Source organism: Leptolyngbya sp. 'hensonii' (genome assembly GCF_001939115.1).
Taxonomy (GTDB): domain Bacteria; phylum Cyanobacteriota; class Cyanobacteriia.
The window spans coordinates 99,359-120,436 of record NZ_MQTZ01000028.1 but is presented as its reverse complement, the minus strand read 5'-3'; the positions used below and the strand labels follow the sequence as shown (position 1 = coordinate 120,436).

The window sequence follows — 21,078 nt, the reverse complement described above, 5'->3', positions numbered from 1 at the left end:
TCTCACCATTGCTCTACCCCGGTGATCCATAGCCTACCGTTAGGGAATTCCACAGAATCCTGTGGCCACTGGTGTGATCACCGTGCCGCCGTTATTCACTGGACTGGTAATCGCATCTGCAGGGGAAGCTGTTTCCAACTGCAGCGTGTTCCCTACCCGATTATTGAGGGTGAACAGCCCGATCGTATTCCCCCCCCTGGAGATACAGAGCCGGGAGCCCGCACCCGCCGGGATCAGCGTTTCAGCCGCCAAATCCCCCGTAGCGCCGGGAACACCCCCACCAAAATTGCCGGTCAATGTATTCAGGCGAACTGCAGCCAGCGTCGTAGAAGTATCCCCTGCTCGCAGGAACAGACCCACGATCCCACTCCCCGTCACCGTATTTCCCTGAATCAGGGCCTGAATCTGGGAGGTATTCGCCGATTCCACCACAATTCCCCGGTTAGTCGTGTTCGTCACCGTGTTATTCAAAATATTGACTGTTCCCTGGGAGGCGTTGAGCGTTCTGGCCAGAATCGCGTTGTTGCCATTGTTATTGAGGATATTGTTCGCAATGGTTCCCGTAGCCTGTGCATTATTACTCAACTGGAAGAGAATGCCATTGAACTGGTTTCCACTGACCGTGTTGTTCGAGACATTAAACGTCCCTGTGGCCGTTCCCGACAGATCCACCGCCGCACCATTATTGGTGGAGTTCTGGAGTTGGTTCCCCGTAATGGTGGCATTGACGTTCCCGGAGTTGTTCTCAATCACCAGGGCACTGTTCTGAACCCCGCCTGTCCCGTTCACATTGTTGTTTGTGATCGTCACCTGGCCAGTCACCTGATTCAGGCTCACCCCTCGCCCACCGCTGTTCGTCACCGTATTGCCCTGCAGGGTCAGACCATTCACATTAGCCGCCTGAATCCCAACCCCGCCAGCATTATTCACCGTCGATTGAGAAATGGTGGTGTTGTTCCCTGTCACATTGATCCCAATGCCCGCCGGGTTATTCACCGTCACCTGACTCAACGTGTTGTTCTGACCACTGACCGTGATCGTCTGAGTCGCCGTGATGCCTGCCAACAGAGAATTATTACCGGCCAGGGTAATCGGCCCATTAATCGTCAGCGTATATTTGGCGGTGGAATCAAACAACGGCAGCAAGGCCCGCTGGTTATTGAGGTTCGCGATCGGGTCAGGGGTCAACTGCTGCACATTATTGAATAGCAGACTGGTCCCACCAGGAAGATTGAGGTTAGCCAGGGCTTCATTGCCACTGCCCCGCACATAAATCACATCTGTGCCCCCGGCCCCAGCTGCATTCAAGGCTTGCTGCACCGTACTAAAGGGCTGCTCCGCCGTTCCAGTCCCCCCAGCTCCCGACGACACATGCAGGAAGGTGTAAAGCTGCCCTGTACGAGCATTAACCGCCAGACTGTCCGTTCCACTTTCAGTCTGCCCCCGACGCGAGGGGTCAGCCACGACAATTGCGGTCTGGCGGGCTACCGGACCAGCCATACGATTCAAAACCCGTGAGATCGGGCCATTACTGGAAGGTCGCGTTCCAGGGAAGGTTGCTCCCACACTGAAAATGACCCGAGTATCAAACAGGCCATCCGTCTGCACAATCAGCCCCAGATTGAGAAAATCGGTTGGCAATGCTTCCACCCGCACCTTGCCGCCATAGGTATCAGGACTGCCCGGCGCATTGAGATAATATCCGCCCAGATAGCCCCGCACCGTTCCCTCTTCACCGATCGGAAAGATTTCCGTCCCCACCTCAGCATCCACCACCGTGGCCGCCGATTCAAACTGACGGGAACTGGTTAGAGCCAGATTATTCCCCACAAAACGAACGCCTGACACCGAACTACCAACCTGATTCCGGGTCGTTCCGATCGGGAAGTAGGCGTTCACCCGAGCATCAAAACCTTCAGCCAGGGTCTCCACCCCTACCCCCAACTGATTGAAGGTGCTCCTACCCGTATCCCGGTTGTCATAGGCCACATAGAACCCATAGATCCGATCTTCTGAAGCGGAGTAAAGCCGTTGACCGAGAACAACATTAGCCCCCAGAGCCGAATTATTCTGTAGCAAGAGCCGACCATCGACAAAGGTCAAGCTTTCCCCTGCACTCTGGGCGATCGGAATAAAGCCTTCAAAGCTAGTAACGCCCTGCTCATAGCCCGATCCTTCACTGGTGTAACGGGCTCCCAGTCGCGGCTGATACTCGATCGTAGGCGCTGCAGCAGAGTCGGCCTGGGCCAGGATAGCAGCTTGAGCCGCCGCATCAGCATCCGGAAGAGTTGGCCCATTGACAGCCAGCAGTTCCGCCGCGCCGGGTGCTGTGGTCACCAGACCACTCCCATAGCCCACTGCAAAAGTGAGCGCTGGCAGAAATTCCGTCTGAGCATTGGATACTGGCCCGTCCAGGGTTGCCTGTGAGCCAGTATTCACCGTTAGATTCAGAAGATCATACTGACCGGGAACGGTCTTGTCCTCCGGTCCAATCTGCCGATCCTGGGCACTGACCTGTTGCGTCAGAACCTGTGTTCCTTTCCCTGTGGCCTGGGTCACCGCCGAGGAGAGTTCTCGCAGGGCCAGGGAAGACGTCATCTTGACCGAACCTATAGCCTGAGCCCCAGCCGTCGTTGCCCCTATGTACGGTGGACTGGTCTTGGAAAGTGGCGTTTGCGCGATCGCTGGTGCGGACAAAATTCCAAGCACAAGCAAACCCAGATAGCGCATGCCAAAGGCTGACAATTTGACTTCCGAGAAAAAATTACGGCTTGCACGCAAGTTAAAATTACGGCTTCCATCTCTTGTGATCGTCATATCAATGCTCACCCTCCTCACAGATTTCCTACAGAACTTGACGTGTTTCAATATTTTTTAAAAGTCTCTAAACTTGTCACCCCATCAGTTCTTTAGCAATTTTCAAAACCATTGTTAGTACAAATTATCAATAGATTGCCGCAATTTAACACTTGCTGATTTGGAGTGACAAGTATTTGCCCAGAAAACCATCAGGAAGCATGAGGGCAATAAAATTTTGTCGCCCCGAGAAAGATGCAGTTGCTAAAACGGTAACGTCCTCTTTTAACCCACTACAAACTGTTTAGATTAGACCTATAGCAAATGTCATTGGAATCAGGCAGGAATATGGGAGTCCCCCCTATCCCTCACCGACAAGGGCATGATGACCCATCGCTTAGATTTAATTGTGAGGAGATTATCAGCATGAAGTTAGCGTTAAAGTCCCATCAAAATCTGGACGTTCTCAAGTTTCTCGGAACAGTTTCCCTGGCCTGCCTGCTGGGCCTCAGCCTCAGTACGTCCGTTCTAGCCCAGGAGCGCCTCCTACGAACCATCACCGTGACCGGACGCGGGGAGGAAAGTATCGCTGCCACTATCGCCCAGATTCGTCTAGGGGTAGAAATTCAGGGAAAAACAGCAGCCGAGGTGCAGCAGGAAGTGGCCCGACGATCGGCGGCAGTTGTGACTCTGTTGAGATCGCGGAATGTGGGCAAGTTGGAGACCAGCGAAGTCCGCTTGAGCCCTGTCTACACCTACACCGACAATGTGCAGCGCCTATCGGGTTATACCGCCAGCAATATTGTCAGCTTTCGGATCAATCCCAATCAAGCTGGCTCCTTACTGGATGATGCAGTGAAGGCAGGTGCAACTCGGATTGACAGTATTACTCTGGTCGCCGCTGAGCCTGAGATCGCAGCAGCCCAGAAGCAGGCCCTGCGGGAAGCGACGGAAGATGCACAACAGCAGGCAGATGCGGTGCTGAGTGTGCTGAAGTTGACCCGGAAAGATGTGGTCAATATTCAAGTAAATGGGGCCAATACCCCCCCACCTGTGCCTATAGCCGATTTGCAATTTGCCAAAACCGCTCCCACCGCTTCTACTCCGATCATTGCTGGGGAACAACAGGTCGAAGCCACCGTCACGCTGCAAATTAGTTACTGATGACGGAATCGGCCTTTGACCCTGGACAACCGCCCTCGAACTCTGGCTTTCAGGGCCGCCAGTTCTAACGGTATCCTGCGTAATGTCGTGGTGGGATGGAATGGCAACTGGGCCAGGATCGCCCGCAGCATATCCGGACTGTGGCGATCGAGCAACTCCCGAATGCGATCGCCCTGCAGGTCAAACTCCCACCAGGGGTACTCTGGTGGAAAACAGAGGGCGAACTCCGCCAGGAACGCCTCCAGGTGCGCCAGGTCAGCAGGCACCCGTTGCCAGAACATCCCGGCCTGCAAGATCTGCCTGGTGGATCCGGGTAGAGGTGTTGTGGCCAGGAAGTGACCAAAGGCCGACTGGTAACAGACTCGCTCCGTGGCCAGTTGCCCCGAACGAATCATGGACATGGTGAAGCTGGCCTCCCCTTCAGCCCCTTCGGCAAAATGCACCAAGGGGTCAAGAATGTGGTAATGCTCTGGATAGCGGGCACAGGGTTTCCAGAAAAGCATGGCATCATTGCCCATCCCTCGGCGGTTACAGTCAAACTCCAGACGACAGGGAATGTGCAGCGTAAACGCTGACAGCGCATCCTGACGACGAAACAGGGCCGCTGAGGGGGTCACCGGAATCACCGCCAGATCATAGAGGGCCGATTCCCAGAGGAAATCAAAAGAGGAGAGTAACCCGCCGGGCGAATGCCGGAACAGCAGCCGTTCCATCTGACCATCCAGGGGGCAGGCATAATGGTGAATCGCCGTGGAGTAGGTGAAGGCAATCTGGGGATGGTGGTGAAACGGTTCCGTCAAGGTCGCGATCGCCGTCGGCTCCAACCAGTCATCAGAAAACAGAATCTTGAAGTATTCTCCCTGACTCAGTTCCAGACAACGATACCAATTGGGCACCGGACCGAGATTTTGTTCATTGCGATAGCAGCGAACCCGATGGTCCATCCGGCTGTATTCCTGGATCACCCCATGGGTATTATCCGTACTACAGTTATCCACCACGATGATTTCCAGGTTGGAATAGGTCTGGGCCAAGGCGCTTTCGATCGCCTGCCGCACCAGTTTCTCCCGGTTATAAACCGGAATGCCAATACTAACTAAGGGTTGGGACACGGGCCTGCACCTCCTCTGTCCAATCCAGCATCATCCGGAGCCCATCCTGCTTACTCACCGTCGGACTCCAGCCCAAATGCTGGTTAACTTTTGCCAGATCTGCCACAAATACCTTCTGATCGCCATGTCGCCAGTCCAGAGAGCGGAAACGCAGGGGATAGCCTGTCAGTTCCGTCAAAATGGCAAACAGTTCCAACAGGGAGAGGGAGTTGGCCATGCCCCCGCCCAAGTTGTAGATTTCACCCGCACAGCGATCGATCTGGGTCACTGCCAGCCGATAAGCCCGAATTAAGTCCTGGGCATGCAACACATCCCGCACCTGCTTCCCATTGCCCGAAATCGTAAAGGGGGGAATCTGAGAATCGGACATGGCTAGGGCCTGGAGACAAAACCAGCCAATCCAGCCCTGATCGTAGGTGGCGAACTGCCGTCCGCCGTACATGGAAGAGTGGCGAAACACCACCGTGGGAATGCCATAAACCCGGTGATAATCCCGCACATACTGATCGGCAGCCAGCTTAGAACAGCCGTAGGGAGAACAACCATCCAGTTGCAGGGTTTCAGCCAACCCATGGGGATAGTCAGGCAGGGTGTAGCGAGTCTCAGTCTCCCCATAGGTCAATTCTTCGAGAGACCCATAGACCTTATTGGTGGAGGAATAGAGGACGATCGTCTCACTGGAGTAGAGGCGCACAGCCTCCAGCACATTCAAAGTCCCCAGGGCATTCACCTCAAAATCCAGGCGCGGGTCCTGAATGCTGGTGGTCATGGCCACCTGACCTGCCAGATGGGCGATCGCCTGGGGTCGCAATTCCCGCACCAAGTCCGCCACCCGATCGCGATCGCGGATATCCGCTTGCACAAATTGCCAGTCCCGACCATGCTGGGACCGCAACCAGGTCAGATTTTCCGGAGAACCCTGACGACTCAAGTTATCCAGAACAACCACCGTTTCCCCGGAACTCAGCAGATCGTGGGCCAGATTGGACCCGACAAACCCGCAGCCCCCTGTAATCAGCCAGCTCATGAAGACGCTCCCACTGTGATTCCCGTAGACTGTCGCACAAACGAGGTGAGGGTGTCCACCATATAGTCAAGCATGGGTTCTGTCAGTCCCGGATAAACCCCAATCCAGAAAGACTGATTCATCACCAGGTCCGTCTGTTTCAGCTCTCCGACCACCCGATGGGGCATCTGACGATAGGCCGGTTGACGGATCAGATTTCCACCGAAGAGAAGGCGGGTGCCAATCTTGTGACTTTCCAGATGGCGCACCAAGTCATTCCGGCTGAAGGGAGCCTCTGGCCGCACCGTAATCAGAAATCCGAACCAACTGGGGTCACTGTTAGGGGTCGGCTGGGGGAGGATGAGCCAGTCTGACAGGGGTTGCAGGCCAGCAGACAACCGTTGCCAGTTGTACCGCCGGGTAGCAATAAATCCGGGCAGTTTTTGGAGCTGCGCAACGCCGATCGCCGCCTGCATGTCCGTCAGCTTCAGGTTATAGCCAATGTGGGAGTAGGTGTACTTGTGGTCATAGCCAGCCGGTAAGTCCCCTAACTGCCAGCCAAACCGTTTGCCACAGGTGTCGTCCTTCCCCGGCGCACACCAGCAACTCCGGCCCCAATCCCGAAAAGACTCCACCAGCACCTTGAGGCGAGGCTGGTTCGTCAGGACACAGCCCCCTTCACCCATGGTGATGTGGTGGGCCGGGTAGAAACTGACCGTTGCCAGATCACCAAAGGTGCCCGTCAACTGGCCGTTATAGGTCGAGCCCAGGGCATCACAGTTGTCTTCAATCAGCCACAGGTTATGCCGTTGGACCACCTGCTGGACAGCCTCCAGATTGAAGGGATTGCCTAAGGTGTGGGCCAGCATGATAGCGCGGGTGCGGGGGGAAATGGCTTCCTCCAGTCTCTGGACATCGATGTTATGGGTTGCCAGTTCAATATCCAGGAACACCGGCACCAGCCCATTCTGCAAAATAGGATTCAGGGTGGTCGGGAACCCAGCCGCCACGGTAATCACTTCATCCCCCGATCGCAGTTGCCGATCGCCCAGCTCTGGCGAAGTCAGGGCCGACAAGGCCAGCAGGTTGGCAGACGATCCGGAGTTACAGAGGAGGGCATGGCGGACCCCCAGCCCTTGGGCAAACTCCTGCTCAAATTGGGCGGCAAACCGGCCTGTGGTCAACCAAAAGTCCAGACAGGCTTCGGCCAGGTAGATCAGATCGGTCTGGTCAAACACTCGACCCGACACGGGAATGGGAGTCTGACCGGGAACGAACGATCGGGCTGGGAAGGCAGCGGCATGGTAAGCCGCCACCCGCTGCAGAATATCCTGTCGCAATTCCTCAGCGTCCATGGGCAATGTCCTCCTGTAATCGATACCATGCTACGGTCTCTGTCAAGCCCTGGGATAAGGTCCATTGAGGCTCCCAGTCCAGGATCTGGCGAGTTGTCTGGAGATCGGCGATCTGGGGATGTTCTCCCAAACGATCGGGAATCGCCCCAAATAAAGGTTGCACAGAAGTTCCACTGATTTGAACCAGCCGATCCACCACCTCCCGCAGGGGTGTGCCCTGGCCTGTGCCCAGATGCACCGTCTGCCCGACCAGATCAGGCTGGATGCCAACTTGCAGCAACCCCTGGACCAGATCCCGAATGTAAAGCAGATCGCAGATCCGCTGACCACTACTGAGATGCGGCGGCTCTCCCCGCAGCAATGACAAGATGGTATAAGGAATGAGCTTGGCTGCCTCCTGGCGGGGACCGTAGGTCATAAAGAGTTTCACGATCGTCACCGGCACCCCATACAGCTTCTGGAACATCTGACCATAGAGGGAGGCTGTAGCCTTAGCCGCCGCATAGGGAGAGGTGGGAATAGGCATGGTGATATCAGGCTCCTCCGAGGAACCAGCCAGAATCAGCCGATCACAACCGATTTCTGTCGCCGCCAGCAGCAGGTGAATCGTCCCCAACAGATTATGCTCCAGCATCGGCAACACCAAAGCCACATCCTGACGGGCCGTCACCAGACCTGCCAGATGATAGACAATCTGAGGCCGGATCTGATGTAGGGCCTGCCGGACCGCCTCCCGATCGCGCAGGTCCACCGACCAGGGCTGCCAGCCGCTGGTGGCATCCCCCATCCCAGCTTGCCGAGCCAGCCCGTGGACTTCTGCCCCCAGTTCCAACAACCGATCGCACAGGTGCCCTCCAACAAAGCCAGTGGCCCCTGTCACCAGAACCCGCTGCTGTCTCAACCGGCTACCCCATTCCCCAGTCCAGGCGTCCACCAGATCCCTCAATTAAACTCCTTTTCTGCCCGCATCTCCCGTAACCCTGCCGGATAGCCCAGGAGAGAAACGTGAACCGCTGCGGCTGCCTTATCTACCACCAGGCCGCCCCGCAGGGGTCGCTTCGCCGCCTGTCCTAATTCAGCGGTGCTGACCCCCTGGATCTGGCCAGGATCGAGGCCAAAAACCCTGGCAGCCTCACAGGCAAAGTCATAGCGACTGGCACAGGTGTCGCCACTGACGTGATAAACGCCCGTTTCTCCAGTCAAAACCAGTTCCGTGACAGCAGCCGCCAGATTGGGGGCATAGGTGGGGCTGCCAATTTGATCGATCGGCACCCGCGCCGTCTGGCCAGCCCGCAGATTGGTAATCAGGCGCGAGACAAAATTCTTACCCTGCCGCTCCCAACCATAGACGCCCGTGGTGCGAATAATCAGGGAACTGCGGCAATGGAGGGCCACATAATGCTCAGCTATCAACTTCTGCATCCCATAGACGCAGAGGGGATGGGCCGGATCGGTTTCCCGGTAAGGACCAGCCTCCCCATCAAAGATGTAATCCGACGAGAAGTACACCACTAAGGCTCCCAGGCGATCGGCCCCCGTCACCACATGCTGCACCCCAAGGACATTGGTAGCATAGCCCTCATCAGGATGCAGTTCGCAGTAGTCCACATTGGTGAGGGAAGCAGGCAGATAGACCACATCCGGGCGAGTCTGCTCCAGAAAGGCATCCACGGCGGCCCGATCGCGAATATCCAACCGGGGCAAATCCGGGACAGCATAACTGTAGGAGGTTCCCATTACCCGCACCCCATTGGCAGTAAGAACCGTCATCAGATGTTCTCCCACCTGACCAGAGGCACCAATAATCACATGGGTATTCATCGGTGTTTCAAACTCCAGTCGTAGGGAATATGGTTATTCAGGGGATCCAGGCGGACGATCTCGGTGGGATCGTGGGGCAGGGTGGCACAGTTGGCCACGATCGCAGGCTCAGTTCCAATTCCCTTAAAGCCATTCCAGACCCTGGCCGGAATTCGCACCAGCACATAATGGTCTTCTCCGATAAACAGTTCCTGCAATTCTCCCTCAGTAGGGGAATCGGGACGATCGTCATAGAGCGCCAGCTTGATCATGCCTGTCACCACAGCATAGTTCAGAACCATCTGTTGGTGTAGATGCCAGCCTTTCACTGCCCCCGGATAGACCTTGGAAAAATAAATTTCGCCGAACCCCTCAAAGTGGGGCGCATCACAGCGCAGCATGTGAAAAATCGTGCCCCGTTCATCCGGGATTTTCTTCAGGGGGTAAATGGCAACACCGTCAATCATGGGGTATGGATTCAGAGAACAGGGTATAGGGTTCGATCAGGAGTTCTGGCGGGTAGGGCAAAAAACTGGCGGTACCAATCAATCGTTTCCCGCAGCCCCTCCTCTAGGGAAAATCGAGGCTGCCATTCCAGCAAAGTCCGGGCTTTCAAGGCCGACAGATGCTGGGAGTGGATTTCCCCACGAGCATTCGCCTGCACCAGGGGCAGAATCGCCTCACAATGCATCAGGGAGCGCAGGGTATCCACCAGTTGCAGCACGGTCAGGGGGGCTTCCTGGCTGAAGTTAAAGCCCTCTCCAGCGACCCGCTCATCCTCCAGGCATTCGGCTAGACGCTGATAGCCCTGCACCACATCCTTGACGTAGAGATAGTCCCGCACGAAAGTCCCATCACTGCGGATCAAGGGAGCTTCCTGGTGCAGCAACGATCGGATGGTTCCGGGCACAATCCGGCTCCAGTTCAGATCTCCTCCCCCGTAAACATTACCGCAGCGGGCGATCGCCACGGGTAAGCCATAGGTGTGGTAGTAAGACTGGGCAATCAGGTCGGCGCAACTCTTGGAGACTTCGTAGGGATGACGCCCCTGCAGGGGCATGTCTTCCCGATAGGGCAACTGGAGCTGGGGGCCATAGGCTTTGTCACTGGAGGCAATCACCACCCGCTGCACCCGATGGATGCGACAGGCTTCTAGCAGATAGTAGGTGCCGCGAATATTGGCCTCAAAGGTGGGGACGGGGGAGCGATGGGCGGTGCCGACGATCGTCTGGGCCGCCAGATGGAACACCGTATCCACCTCATGTTCATTCACCGCCCGTTCCAGGGTGGCGAAGTCTTCCAGACAGCCGCTGACGATCGAGACTGATCGAAAATCGCCACTGCGAAAAAATTCAGATTGGGGATCGGCATCTCTGACCAGGGCCACCACATAGGCTCCCTGGGCCAGCAAATCCTTGACCAGCCAGGCCCCTACCACTCCGGTTGCCCCTGTCACCAGTACCCGCCGTTGCTGCCAGAATTGTATCGTCATGCCTGTTACTCCATATTCCATCAGCCGTCTTGCCAGATTTTCCAGGGGGCTTTTTGTTCCTGCCAGAGGGCTTCCAGCATCTTCACATCCCGCAGGGTATCCATACATTGCCAGAAGTCACCATGACGAAAGGCCACCAGTTGATTATCCTGGGCCAACCGCTCCAGGGGCTCCTGTTCAAACAGGGTGTGGTCGCCATCGATATAGTCCAGCACTTGGGGTTCGAGGACAAAAAAACCGCCATTGATCCAACCCTCCCCAATTTGCGGTTTCTCCACAAATTCCTTCACCAGATCCCCAGCAAAACTCAGGCCCCCAAACCGGGCCGGTGGACGCACAGCCGTCACTGTAGCGAGTTTGCCGTGATGACGATGAAACTCTAACACATCCTTCACGTTCAGATTAGCTACCCCATCCCCATAGGTCATCAGAAACGTACCGTCACTGACCCAGGACTTCAATCGCTTGAGGCGACCCCCCGTATTCGTCGTCGCCCCCGTATCCACCAGATGCACCAGCCAGTCTTCCCGGCCAGGGTTATGGACTTGAACATCTCCCTGGCCCAGATGAATACTGACATCATTGCGGGCATAGTAGTAGTTCAAAAAGTAGTGCTTGATCACCTCCCCTTTGTAACCTAGGGCAATCAGAAACTCTTTAAATCCCGCCGCCGCATAGATATGCATAATGTGCCAGAGAATGGGATGTCCTCCGACTTCCACCATCGGTTTTGGCTTCACGGTGGTTTCTTCTTGCAGGCGAGTCCCTAATCCACCAGCCAGGATAACAACTTTCATAGCTTGATCTTGTCTTTTGCAAATTTGTAGAGCTGGACAATCCAGGGAATCCGCCAGGCTTGGCCCAGTCCATCCGAAATCAACTGCCAGTATCGGGACTGCCGACTGCGATAGGCCAGTTGACAGGCCCGGTAGGAAATCCCCACCGGAGCGCCCACCGCTGCCCCAAAAGCAGCAAATTCTGCCTCTGGAATCCCCACCCGCAAGCACTCATTCAGGATATGGACATGAATGTAGTACTGATACATGCGGGCTCGCCAGGGCAGTAAGACCTCTAAAGGAAACGCCGATCGGGCCTGGGCAAATTCAAATACCCGGTCAATAAATTGAATGTCGATCCGCCGATCGTCCAGGGACATGGAAAACAACCAGTTGGCCCCGTGCTGATAGTAGAGCACACTGGGAAATGGGTTGTAGACCACATCCGTCAACAACATCAGCTTTAACCACAATTCAATGTCCATCAGGGCTGTGCCACCGACGGTGAAGGCATCACAGGCGATCGCCAGTTCCCGGTGAAACAACCCACTGATGACGGGAGGGCTGTAGGAGCCTTCCCAAAATTTGAGGAAAAATTCCCGCCCTGGAATGTGCTCCGGCAACCTCAGATTCGTCGCCTGATTGTAGATGTAATCCTGGATATGGGTCCCTAAAATACAATCCGTCACCAGCAATCCGGCCTGATGTTTCTCCAGCAGGGCCACGCTATTTTTTACGTAATCCAGATCCAGCAGAAAATCATCATCACAGAGGATAAAACAGTACTTGCCCGTCGCCAGGTGCAGGCAGTTCCGCCAGTTTTGGGCTGGCTCTACCCCCTGATCAAAGCGAAAATAGCGGACTCGTGCATCGGCAGCCGCGATCGGGCGGATCAGCGCTGGCGTTTCATCCTGAGAGGCATTGTCACTGACAATGATCTCCAGAGCCTCATAAGACTGAATCTGAGCGCTCCTGATGGCCTTAGTGAGTAACTGACAGCGATTGTACGTTGGAATCAAAACGCTGACGAGGGGTTGACTATCCATGTTCTCTATCATCAATGCCGTGGGGGATCGCACAGACATCTGAAATACTCTCAGCAGTTGTAGCACTCTCAGCCGCAACAAGGATAAATTCTTATGAATCTGGAAACCGCACAGGATAGGACGGGCAACCGCGCTAGCACTCTGTTCCTGCCCCAGAAGTAGGGGTGAGCGACCCTGGAGTCCTGGCAACGGATGTCATCTGCCATTCTCCTTTGATCAAATTCGGTCCCCAAACTTCTTTTTCGGCCACCTGCCCAGTACGGTAAAAATCTCCAGGAATCACGGTAATCGGCACCGGAAACTGGGGTCTGTCCGCTTCTTCATCCCCCACCAGAATATAGCAGGCGATCAGGTAATCATTGGGAGCCAGGGTTAACTCGGAAAATAGACAGCGGACCACTCCCTCTGGGGGCAAGTCCCGGAAGTAAATCTGGGAAAAATGACTGGCATAACTGGACAGACACCCATAGTGCAACCCCATTTCCTGGCCCATGTGGGCCGAGACATGGATGCTGAACCCAAAGGAGCAGGGTTCATCAGCATGGGCGCTGACATTGCGAAACCCAAAGGCAAAGACCACCGGATCACCCGATTTCACTGCCTCGATCGTCCGACCTTCGGGAGATTCCAGGTGGAAGGAGGTGATCAGAACCTTACCGTTCCCCCGCCGCACACAGTCCGAAAACCGATGCTCGCGATTTTTGTTCTGGTAAATCGGCTCCAGGTAAGACAACACCACGTCGTGGCAGTCCCCATAGACCTGAATTTTACCCCCACTCAAAAGCAGCGCCTTGGAGCAAAGGGCCTCCACCGCTCCCATACTGTGACTGACAAAGAGGACCGTTTTGCCCTCATCCTGGGAGATTTCCCCCATTTTGCCCAGACATTTCTGCTGAAAGGCCGCATCCCCCACCGCCAGCACTTCATCCACAATCAATAAATCCGGTTCCAGGTGAGCAGCGACTGCAAACGCCAGCCGAACATACATGCCAGAGGAATAATGCTTCACGGGCGTATCAATGAAGCGGCTGACTCCTGCAAACTCAACAATCTCATCGAACTTCCGCTGAATTTCCGATCGCCCCATGCCCAGAATCGCCCCATTCAGGAACACGTTCTCCCGCCCACTCAGATCGGGATGGAAACCCGTCCCCACTTCCAGCAAACTGGCGACCCGCCCGGTTACCGTCACCCGCCCCGTCGTAGGCTCAATAATCTGGCTCAGAATCTTCAGCAACGTGGATTTCCCAGCCCCATTGCCACCGATGATGCCAATCACTTCCCCCTGACGGACTTCGAAGGAAATATCTTGCAAGGCCCAAAATTCTTCGGGAGCGATCGCCGCCGTTCGGGGTGCCCACAGGCTCCTGACCCCGGCCACGATCGCATCCCGCAAGCGATCGTGGGACCGATGTTGCCGTCTGAGAAAGTACTGCTTGCCCAGGTTTTCCGCACAGATAACGACTTCAGACATGGAGAGGGCTCATCAAATCACATCAATTAAACTCCGCTCAATCCGCCGCAAATACCAGAGCCCACTGAGCAGGACCAACAGCACTAATGCCAGAGACACCCCGACACTGGGCCAATAGACTAACATGGGTTGCCCCAGAATCGCCCAGCGAAAGCCCTCGATCGCCCCCACCAGAGGGTTCAACCCGTAGAGCCAACGCCATTGTTCCGGTACGATGGCACTACTGAATCCCACCGGCGAGACATACAGGCCAAACTGCAGAATCAGGGGGGTGAGCTGGGTTAGATCCCGATAGCGGGTGCTCAGGGCCGCCAACCACAGGCCCAGAGCCAGGGCTGTAGCCCCCACCAGCAGTACCAGCAGGGGCAGGGCCAACATCTGCCAGCCCGGTACCACGTGATAGATCACCATCATGGCCAGCAAAATCAGCCCTGCCACTAGAAAATCAATCAAACAGACAAACAGGGCACTTAGGGGAATAATCAGGCGGGGAAAATACACCTTGGAAATAATATGGGCATTGCTCACCAAACTGACACTGATCCGGCCCACCGCATCAGCGAACAGTTGCCAGGGCAACATCGCCGAGAACACCAGCAAAGGATAGGGCACTCCCGGCGATCGGGCCTCCAGACCAGCCAGCTTGCCAAATACCAGGGTAAAGGCCACCATCGTCACCAGGGGCCGGATCATCACCCAGGCCATGCCCACCGCCGTCTGCTTATAGCGCACCATAATATCGCGCCAGCCCAGGAACAGTAACAATTCCCGCTGTCGCCACAGATCCCGCAGATAGCGACGGTTGATATAACCGGGTTCAATCACCAGGGTCGATCGGGCCTGTTTCATAGAAGCTCCTGATAAAGACTCAGGTATCGTTGCGCTTGCAATTCTAAGGCATACTCGGCCAGAGCCACCGATCGACAATTCTGCCCAAGCTGTAGCCGTAAACGCTCATCCTCCAGTAATTGCACGATTCCCTGGCCAAGGGCGGTCGCATTTTCAGGGGGGGCCAGATAGCCCGTGATGCCAGGACGAACCATTTCCGGCACCCCTCCCACCTGAAAGGAGACGATGGGCGTGCCGCAGGCCATGCTTTCCAGCACCACCAGGGGCAGATTATCCGCTCTGGTGGGAAACACGAACAGATCTGCAGCGGAGTAACAGATGGCTTTGATTCGATCGTGGCTAATGTAACCCAGATGCAAGGTCGGCAAGCCTGCCTGCTCCGCTAGGGCTTCTCCCTGTTCCCCCAGGACCAGCAATAAGAGGTCAGTTTTTAAACTTGCAGGTAGCTGTTGTAAGGCTTGCAGGAGTAAGTCAGCCCCTTTGCGCCGATCGCCCAAACTGGCGGCTGCAAACATCAGCACCCGCTGCCCTGGCGAGATTCCCAGCAAAGCCCGACATTGAACTGGGTCGAGGGGCTGGTAGGCGGTCGTATCCAGTCCGTAGGGAATCGTCTGAACCGGAAAAGACTGGAGCAAACTGCGACGAGCCTGATCTGCTAACCAGTGACTGGGGGTGACGATCGTCATCTTCGATCGCTGATACGCCCATTGCTTCAGGTGCCATTCCAACCAGGTGGTGTCTCTGGAGAGGGCTGGAGGCACCTGCAGGTCAGGACAGGCCCCACAACCCCGCTGCCAGCGATCGCAGTCGTAGCTATAGCCACAATGTCCTGTGAAACTCCACATGTCATGCAGGGTGAACACTGTCGGTTTGGCTTGGGTCAGGGCTGGCAAGGCCAGGTAATTGAAATAGCCATCATGCAAATTGTGCAGGTTCAGGATCGCGGCCTCCTGGAAGCAGGGATGCCGGGGAATATCAAAGCTGCTGATGCAGTGTAACTGACTCAGACTCAGGGGCCAGGTGAGCCGGAAAAGCTGATTCTCCAGCCAGCGCCGTCGCGGCAGGGCAATGATGCGCCGATCGACCGTCCGCGCCACCCCCACCAGCATGCGGGACTCACAATCTTGGGTCAGCAGTCCCTGATGCAGCCGGTAAGCCGCGATCGCGGCCCCACCTGCAATATCTGATTGACTGATATGGAGCACCTGCATAGGGTTAACGTCGCATCCGTGGATTGCGTTTATGTCATAGCAAACTTTTCAGTTCTTCCACAAACACAGCCACCGGATCTGCAGGAATCTGCCGTCGCACGGCTACTGCTGCGGCTTGTCCCATCTCGTACCAGTCGTGACGGCGTTGCCAGGCCCGCTCCAGGGCTTCATCCAGACAGGCGACGGTGGGAGCCACAGCCAGAAAGCCCGTCCGATTGTCCTCGACCAGTTCCCCAATGCCCGCCACATCCGTCGCGATCGCAGGACGGCCACAGAGCATGGCTTCCACCAGGCTGAGAGGCAAGCCTTCATAGCGGGAAGGTAACATCAGGGCATGGTGGGTCTTCCAAATGGAAACCACATCCGGCACAAAGCCCCCAAACTGGATGGCGTCCACCTGCCAGAGTTGCTGTAGCTGTTCCAGGGTTTGCCGATTGGACCCATTGCCAAAGAGGGAAATCTGCAGGGGACGATCGCGCCACTTTTGAGTTCGCAGCACCTCAAACAACAAATCCTGACCCTTAGCCACCGGATCTAATCGGGCCACACAGGCCAGTTGCAACGGTTCCTTCGGCTGGGGCCAGGGCAATTGGGTGGTAAAGGGTACATTGAAGGGATTCGCCACCACCTGGGCTTGGGGCAGGTCGATCGCGAGTTGCTTGAGGGTCAGCTTGAGATTGGCCTGGGAGACAAAAAAGCACTTGCGGGCTGCTTGATACAGGGCAGCCAGTTTCACAGCCAGGTCATCCGGTGGCCAGAAGTTCTCCGCTGCCGCCTGGGAGATCACCCCATAGGGAATTTGCCGCCCCTGACAGGCTTCCATCCAGCCCCAACCATCCAGATTATTCCCCTGGGAAATCACAGCCAGATCGGGCCTGTGGTCATCCAGCAGGGGATCATGGCCCTGCCAGCGTTGCAGTCGGGACAGCAGCCGCTGGGGCAGGGTGGTGGGCGATCGGCGTCGGACCACCTGGCAGTTGGCAGCTTCTAGGGCAGCAATCTGGCTTGCTTCAGGCTTCCAGGCTTTCACCCCAACGGTGACAGCAAATCCCTGCTGGGCCAGACGCAGGGCACTCCGAAACCAGAGTTCCTCGCTTCCACCCCAGGGGGCATACTCGTTGGCGGCAATGAAACAAATCCTCACAATTTCTCAAACACCATTACATTGGCCTGATAGAACGGCCCCACCAAACGCACCGAAGTTTGCAGGCGCTGGCTGACCAGTAAGCGGAAAAGCAGGTTTCGACCATGGGTTACCAGGCGGCTGAGCAGGCGATCGCCCCAGGTTGCCCGAACGGGTGCGTTGGAACAGGCACTGATCAGGGTTCCCAGGATATCCCAGCCATCGCCCGCCTGCACCTGATGCAGCACTTTAAATCCGCTCTGACGACCAAAGTAATGCAGGGCATGAACAGTAGGCCGCCAGAAATCGTAGGGCTCCTCATGCAAGGGGTAGAAGAAAGGGCAGGTGATCAGGAGCCGCCCTCCCGGTGGGAGCAGTTGGGCAAAGTTGTCAAACGCCATGGTCCAGTTCGCCACATGCTCCATCACCTCGGTGCAGAAAATCAGGTCAAAGGGCTGGGCACGGGTTAACTGGGTCGGTAGGGGGCGATCGATGTCACCCACCACATCCACCGTCCCCTCTGGATTTTGCTGGGCGTCCAGGCTCAGATAGGTATAGCCCATCCCTTCCAGCAACGATCGAAAAGGCTGACGACCACATCCCACATCCAGAACGCAGGCAACGGGTGTGGAGGCTGGTCCACAGATCGCCAACGCCTGCTCCACATGATGCTTAACCAGGGGAACAATAAACGCCTCTTGAGGAGACTGGGGCTGGTAAACCTGCCTCTCCAGGACATCAGGCCGACTCGGATAGGTTTCAGTCACCATCAGCATGCACCGGGTAAAACAACATAGTCAGGCAGAATAGTCAGGCAAAACTAGGTTTTGGTATAAACCGCTAATAAATTGCGCCCCTCTCGCGATCGACCCATCACGGCTTGCAACCACAGGCGGATGCGGGTAGGCCGCAACTGCAGCCAGACAAACTTGCTGATTTGTCCCAGAAACCAGGATTGTGCTGCCAAATGCTCGGCTTGCAGCCTGAAATAATGGTCATAATCCTGAAACTGGAGCGGTTCAACCAGCAGGTGATCCAGTTGAAGATTAAACACATCTTGCAGGCTGGTCAAGGATTGGGTATCCCACAAGCCCATGTGATGGGGAGGCAAATTTAAAGCATGATAACAATCATGTTCAAACAGGAATGGATTGTTATTGGGAACGCCCACAATTAATTTTCCTCCCGGTTTCAAGACAGCCAGGGCAGCCTGGATGAACGGTCGTACCTGGGGAATGTGCTCCAGAACCTGAAAAAAACAGACGATATCATAACTCTCTGCATGGTTCTCTGCATGTTCACCAATCTCCTGATTGATCACATGCAAGCCTTGAGCACAGGCGGTTTGGACAGCCTGCTGATTCAACTCTAAACCAGTACAGATCAGTCCCTTCTGCTGCAACTGTTGCAGGAATAAACCAATCCCGCAACCAATTTCTAAAACCGATTCCGAAGGTCGGAAAAATTGCGTAGCAATCTGATGTTCCAGCCTGAGGCTGTAATAGGAGCCTGAGGTTTGTAACCTGGCATAAAAGTCACTATCAGCAGCCAGTTCAAACGGATAATAGAATCGATATCCCGTATCTAGACATCGATAGATCTTGACTTGATCTAAGTCAGAAAAATATGGCGCTAGGGCGATCGCGTCCCCATAATCCTGTTGATAAGCCTGGATAATTTTCTGACAATCCAGAGTTGTTTCCAATAGGATATTGGTCCTGCCAGTCAGGGGGCTTTTTAAGAATTCTGTGATGGGAGTTGCTTCCATTGCAGATTTAGAGCTTGACCGCAATCCTACCGGTATCATCAATTCGATTCAAAAGTATCTTGAGGTTATTCTGCTCCAGATACTCATCAACAGCCAACCTTGCTCCCTGCCAAAATCCGTAATCATCAATAATAATTACCCCATGGGTTGAAAGGCGGGGAAAGAGATGAATCAACTCATGCCGGGTAGACTCGTACCAGTCTGTATCTAATCTCAAAAGGGCGATCTTCTCGGGGGCCTGCTGCGGAATCGTTTCCTCCACCTTACCGGGAACAAAATGAATTTTCTGCTGATCGTAATGGGTCTGACTCAGGATTTGTTTCACTTCTTCTAAAGAGGCATAACACCAAGCAGATCCTGAATCGTTACCATGATTCTCGGTAAAGATCTCTAGTGCAGATAACCCTTCATAGCTCACATCTTTATCGGAGGGCTTGGCCATGCCAGAAAACGTATCAAACAAGTAGAGATTTCGAGTTTGATCCTGCATTGCACTGAGGGTATTCGCAATCAGCATCATGCTGCCTCCTCGCCACACCCCACACTCCACAATCTCACCTTCTATTTGATGCTGGCTGATATATTTGACGGCCTGAATTAGGGCATACATTCTTTCCAGGCTAGTCATGGTGTAGGGTCGAGCCGTTTGAATCATCTGGATTTCTGCAGCGCTGAAATCAGGCGGAAATTCCGGATGGATAGGCGGCTGCACAGCATCCACTCGACTTAGCTGCAGGTTTAACCGTCTCAGTGAGGTTTTAATTAAGCTCTTAATGACCATATCTTTAGCACAGAAAAATTTTCGTTACCCTTCACAATCAGGATCATTTCTATCCACCAATCACCCAGTTCGAATCCTCCAAATAAACGCAGGTATTCATTTGCCACTCATATTCCTGCCTGGCGACCCCTTCCATCGTCACTTGAAACGCACAAATGTTGGTTAAGCTCTCGGTCATCACGCCTCCGCGCCTCTCAGAGAACCAGGTTGTGACATCATAGTTGCCCATATACAACCTGAGCTTGGGAATACAACACTTCAAAACCACCAGACCTGCCTGCCGCCCAAAAGGCATGTCCGAATCAAAAATCCACTGGTGAATCACAGGCTGTTGATGGGCATTCACCACCTGAAATGAAAAGCACAAGCTCTCCTGGGGGTAGTTGATTTCCAGGCCAAACTCAAAGACGATCGCTTCTCCCCAACAATGCAATCCCTGAGGCTCGGAGGTACAAACCCTGGCCCAAGCCACATAGTTGCTCTCCTTCTCAACCGGAGCTTGGTAGGTTGCGGGCTCTTCTACGCTGGACCGCTGAGCCAGAAGGTAGGTCATCACGGCCTGCTCGGTCCGGCCATCAAACTTCTGCCGTCCTTCTGCCAGTACGATACAGCGATTGGTCAGTTGGGAAACAGCCTGCATATTGTGGCTGACAAAGAGCACCGTCCGGCCTTCCTGGGTGGCCACCGATTCCATCTTGCCGAGGCACTTACTCTGAAAGGCCATATCCCCGACCGCCAGCACTTCATCCACAATTAAGATCTCTGGTTCCAGATGGGCTGCGACCGCAAAGGCCAGACGCACGTACATCCCAGAAGAGTACCGTTTGACCGGCGTATCGAGAAACCGCTCCACCTCAGCAAAGGCCACAATCTCATCAAACTTACGGGAGATCTCCGTCTTGCCCATGCCCAGGATGGCCCCGTTCAGGTAAATATTTTCCCGTCCCGTTAGCTCTGGGTGAAACCCGGTGCCCACCTCCAACAAACTAGCCACACGGCCCCGCAAGCCAACTCGCCCGATCGTGGGTTCAGTGATTCGGCTGAGGATCTTCAGGAGGGTAGATTTACCGGCCCCATTCCGGCCAATAATCCCCACCCGATCGCCCCGCTGAATTTCAAACGAAATATTTTTTAAGGCCCAGAACTCTTCATAGCGGGATACGGGAGGCTTGTCCCCAAAGGCCTGCAGGAAGACTCGATTTAAGGCGCGAAACTGATGAGCCAGGGTATCGCGTAGGGTCCTGTAGGGTTCTCGCTGTTGATGCCCAATGATGTAGCGCTTGCCCAGGTTTTCAACTCGAATCAGCGTATCAGACACATTCTCA

The 21,078-nt window shown here is 55.1% G+C and carries 19 protein-coding genes; 1 reads left to right on the top strand and 18 read right to left on the bottom strand.

The window, feature by feature from the left end; genetic code table 11:
- Positions 1-39: 39 nt before the first annotated feature.
- A complete protein-coding gene (locus BST81_RS10100; protein ID WP_083636772.1) occupies positions 40-2,817 on the bottom strand; it encodes a right-handed parallel beta-helix repeat-containing protein in 2,778 nt (925 codons plus the stop codon).
- Between the two features lie 405 nt (positions 2,818-3,222).
- On the opposite strand from BST81_RS10100, the gene BST81_RS10095 reads away from it, so the two are divergent.
- A complete protein-coding gene (locus tag BST81_RS10095) occupies positions 3,223-3,960 on the top strand; it encodes an SIMPL domain-containing protein (protein WP_075598407.1) in 738 nt (245 codons plus the stop codon).
- Here BST81_RS10095 and BST81_RS10090 read toward each other — a convergent pair.
- From BST81_RS10090 to BST81_RS10010, 17 genes are all read right to left on the bottom strand, one after another.
- Complete coding sequence (locus BST81_RS10090) at positions 3,954-5,072, bottom strand: glycosyltransferase family A protein (RefSeq protein ID WP_075598406.1); 1,119 nt, start codon at positions 5,070-5,072, stop codon at positions 3,954-3,956. The two genes, BST81_RS10095 and BST81_RS10090, sit on opposite strands and share 7 nt — an antisense overlap.
- A complete protein-coding gene (locus BST81_RS10085) occupies positions 5,053-6,099 on the bottom strand; it encodes a GDP-mannose 4,6-dehydratase (RefSeq protein ID WP_075598405.1) in 1,047 nt (348 codons plus the stop codon). The genes BST81_RS10090 and BST81_RS10085 overlap by 20 nt, the downstream gene beginning before the upstream one ends.
- Positions 6,096-7,433, bottom strand: a complete 1,338-nt coding sequence (gene rfbH / locus BST81_RS10080) for a lipopolysaccharide biosynthesis protein RfbH (RefSeq protein WP_075598404.1) — start codon at positions 7,431-7,433, stop codon at positions 6,096-6,098. Before rfbH ends, BST81_RS10085 begins: the two co-directional genes overlap by 4 nt.
- Entirely contained in the window at positions 7,423-8,367 is a 945-nt protein-coding gene (locus BST81_RS10075) for an NAD-dependent epimerase/dehydratase family protein (RefSeq protein WP_171974717.1), read from the bottom strand. Before BST81_RS10075 ends, rfbH begins: the two co-directional genes overlap by 11 nt.
- A gap of 8 nt (positions 8,368-8,375) precedes the next feature.
- Entirely contained in the window at positions 8,376-9,254 is an 879-nt protein-coding gene (locus BST81_RS10070; RefSeq protein WP_075598403.1) for an SDR family oxidoreductase, read from the bottom strand.
- On the bottom strand, positions 9,251-9,700 hold the full coding sequence (locus BST81_RS10065) for a dTDP-4-dehydrorhamnose 3,5-epimerase family protein (RefSeq protein WP_075598402.1): 450 nt from the start codon (positions 9,698-9,700) through the stop codon (positions 9,251-9,253). The genes BST81_RS10070 and BST81_RS10065 overlap by 4 nt, the downstream gene beginning before the upstream one ends.
- A gap of 11 nt (positions 9,701-9,711) precedes the next feature.
- Positions 9,712-10,725 carry a GDP-mannose 4,6-dehydratase gene (locus BST81_RS10060; RefSeq protein WP_075598430.1) on the bottom strand — a complete coding sequence of 338 codons (1,014 nt, stop codon included), beginning with the start codon at positions 10,723-10,725 and terminating at the stop codon, positions 9,712-9,714.
- A gap of 20 nt (positions 10,726-10,745) precedes the next feature.
- Positions 10,746-11,522 (bottom strand): glucose-1-phosphate cytidylyltransferase, encoded by a 777-nt coding sequence (rfbF, locus tag BST81_RS10055; protein ID WP_075598401.1) that lies wholly within the window; start codon positions 11,520-11,522, stop codon positions 10,746-10,748.
- Entirely contained in the window at positions 11,519-12,586 is a 1,068-nt protein-coding gene (locus tag BST81_RS10050) for a glycosyltransferase family 2 protein (protein WP_075598400.1), read from the bottom strand. The genes rfbF and BST81_RS10050 overlap by 4 nt, the downstream gene beginning before the upstream one ends.
- A 94-nt stretch (positions 12,587-12,680) precedes the next feature.
- Positions 12,681-14,021: an ABC transporter ATP-binding protein gene (locus BST81_RS10045; RefSeq protein ID WP_075598399.1), complete on the bottom strand. Its 1,341-nt coding sequence runs from the start codon at positions 14,019-14,021 to the stop codon at positions 12,681-12,683.
- A gap of 12 nt (positions 14,022-14,033) precedes the next feature.
- Positions 14,034-14,870 (bottom strand): ABC transporter permease, encoded by an 837-nt coding sequence (locus BST81_RS10040; protein ID WP_075598398.1) that lies wholly within the window; start codon positions 14,868-14,870, stop codon positions 14,034-14,036.
- Positions 14,867-16,081, bottom strand: coding sequence for a glycosyltransferase family 4 protein (locus tag BST81_RS10035; RefSeq protein ID WP_075598397.1), 1,215 nt, complete (start codon positions 16,079-16,081; stop codon positions 14,867-14,869). Before BST81_RS10035 ends, BST81_RS10040 begins: the two co-directional genes overlap by 4 nt.
- 34 nt (positions 16,082-16,115) lie before the next feature.
- Positions 16,116-17,225, bottom strand: coding sequence for a glycosyltransferase family 4 protein (locus BST81_RS10030; protein ID WP_216351283.1), 1,110 nt, complete (start codon positions 17,223-17,225; stop codon positions 16,116-16,118).
- The gene (locus tag BST81_RS10025) at positions 17,222-17,974 is read right to left on the bottom strand and encodes a class I SAM-dependent methyltransferase (RefSeq protein WP_171974715.1); all 753 of its coding nucleotides are present in this window, start codon (positions 17,972-17,974) and stop codon (positions 17,222-17,224) included. The genes BST81_RS10030 and BST81_RS10025 overlap by 4 nt, the downstream gene beginning before the upstream one ends.
- Before the next feature lie 50 nt (positions 17,975-18,024).
- Positions 18,025-18,972, bottom strand: a complete 948-nt coding sequence (locus BST81_RS10020) for a methyltransferase domain-containing protein (RefSeq protein ID WP_075598394.1) — start codon at positions 18,970-18,972, stop codon at positions 18,025-18,027.
- Positions 18,973-18,979: 7 nt separating this feature from the next.
- Positions 18,980-19,753, bottom strand: coding sequence for a TylF/MycF/NovP-related O-methyltransferase (locus BST81_RS10015; RefSeq protein WP_083636768.1), 774 nt, complete (start codon positions 19,751-19,753; stop codon positions 18,980-18,982).
- Between the two features lie 49 nt (positions 19,754-19,802).
- Positions 19,803-21,071 carry a polysaccharide ABC transporter ATP-binding protein gene (locus tag BST81_RS10010; RefSeq protein ID WP_075598393.1) on the bottom strand — a complete coding sequence of 423 codons (1,269 nt, stop codon included), beginning with the start codon at positions 21,069-21,071 and terminating at the stop codon, positions 19,803-19,805.
- Between the last annotated feature and the right edge of the window lie 7 nt (positions 21,072-21,078).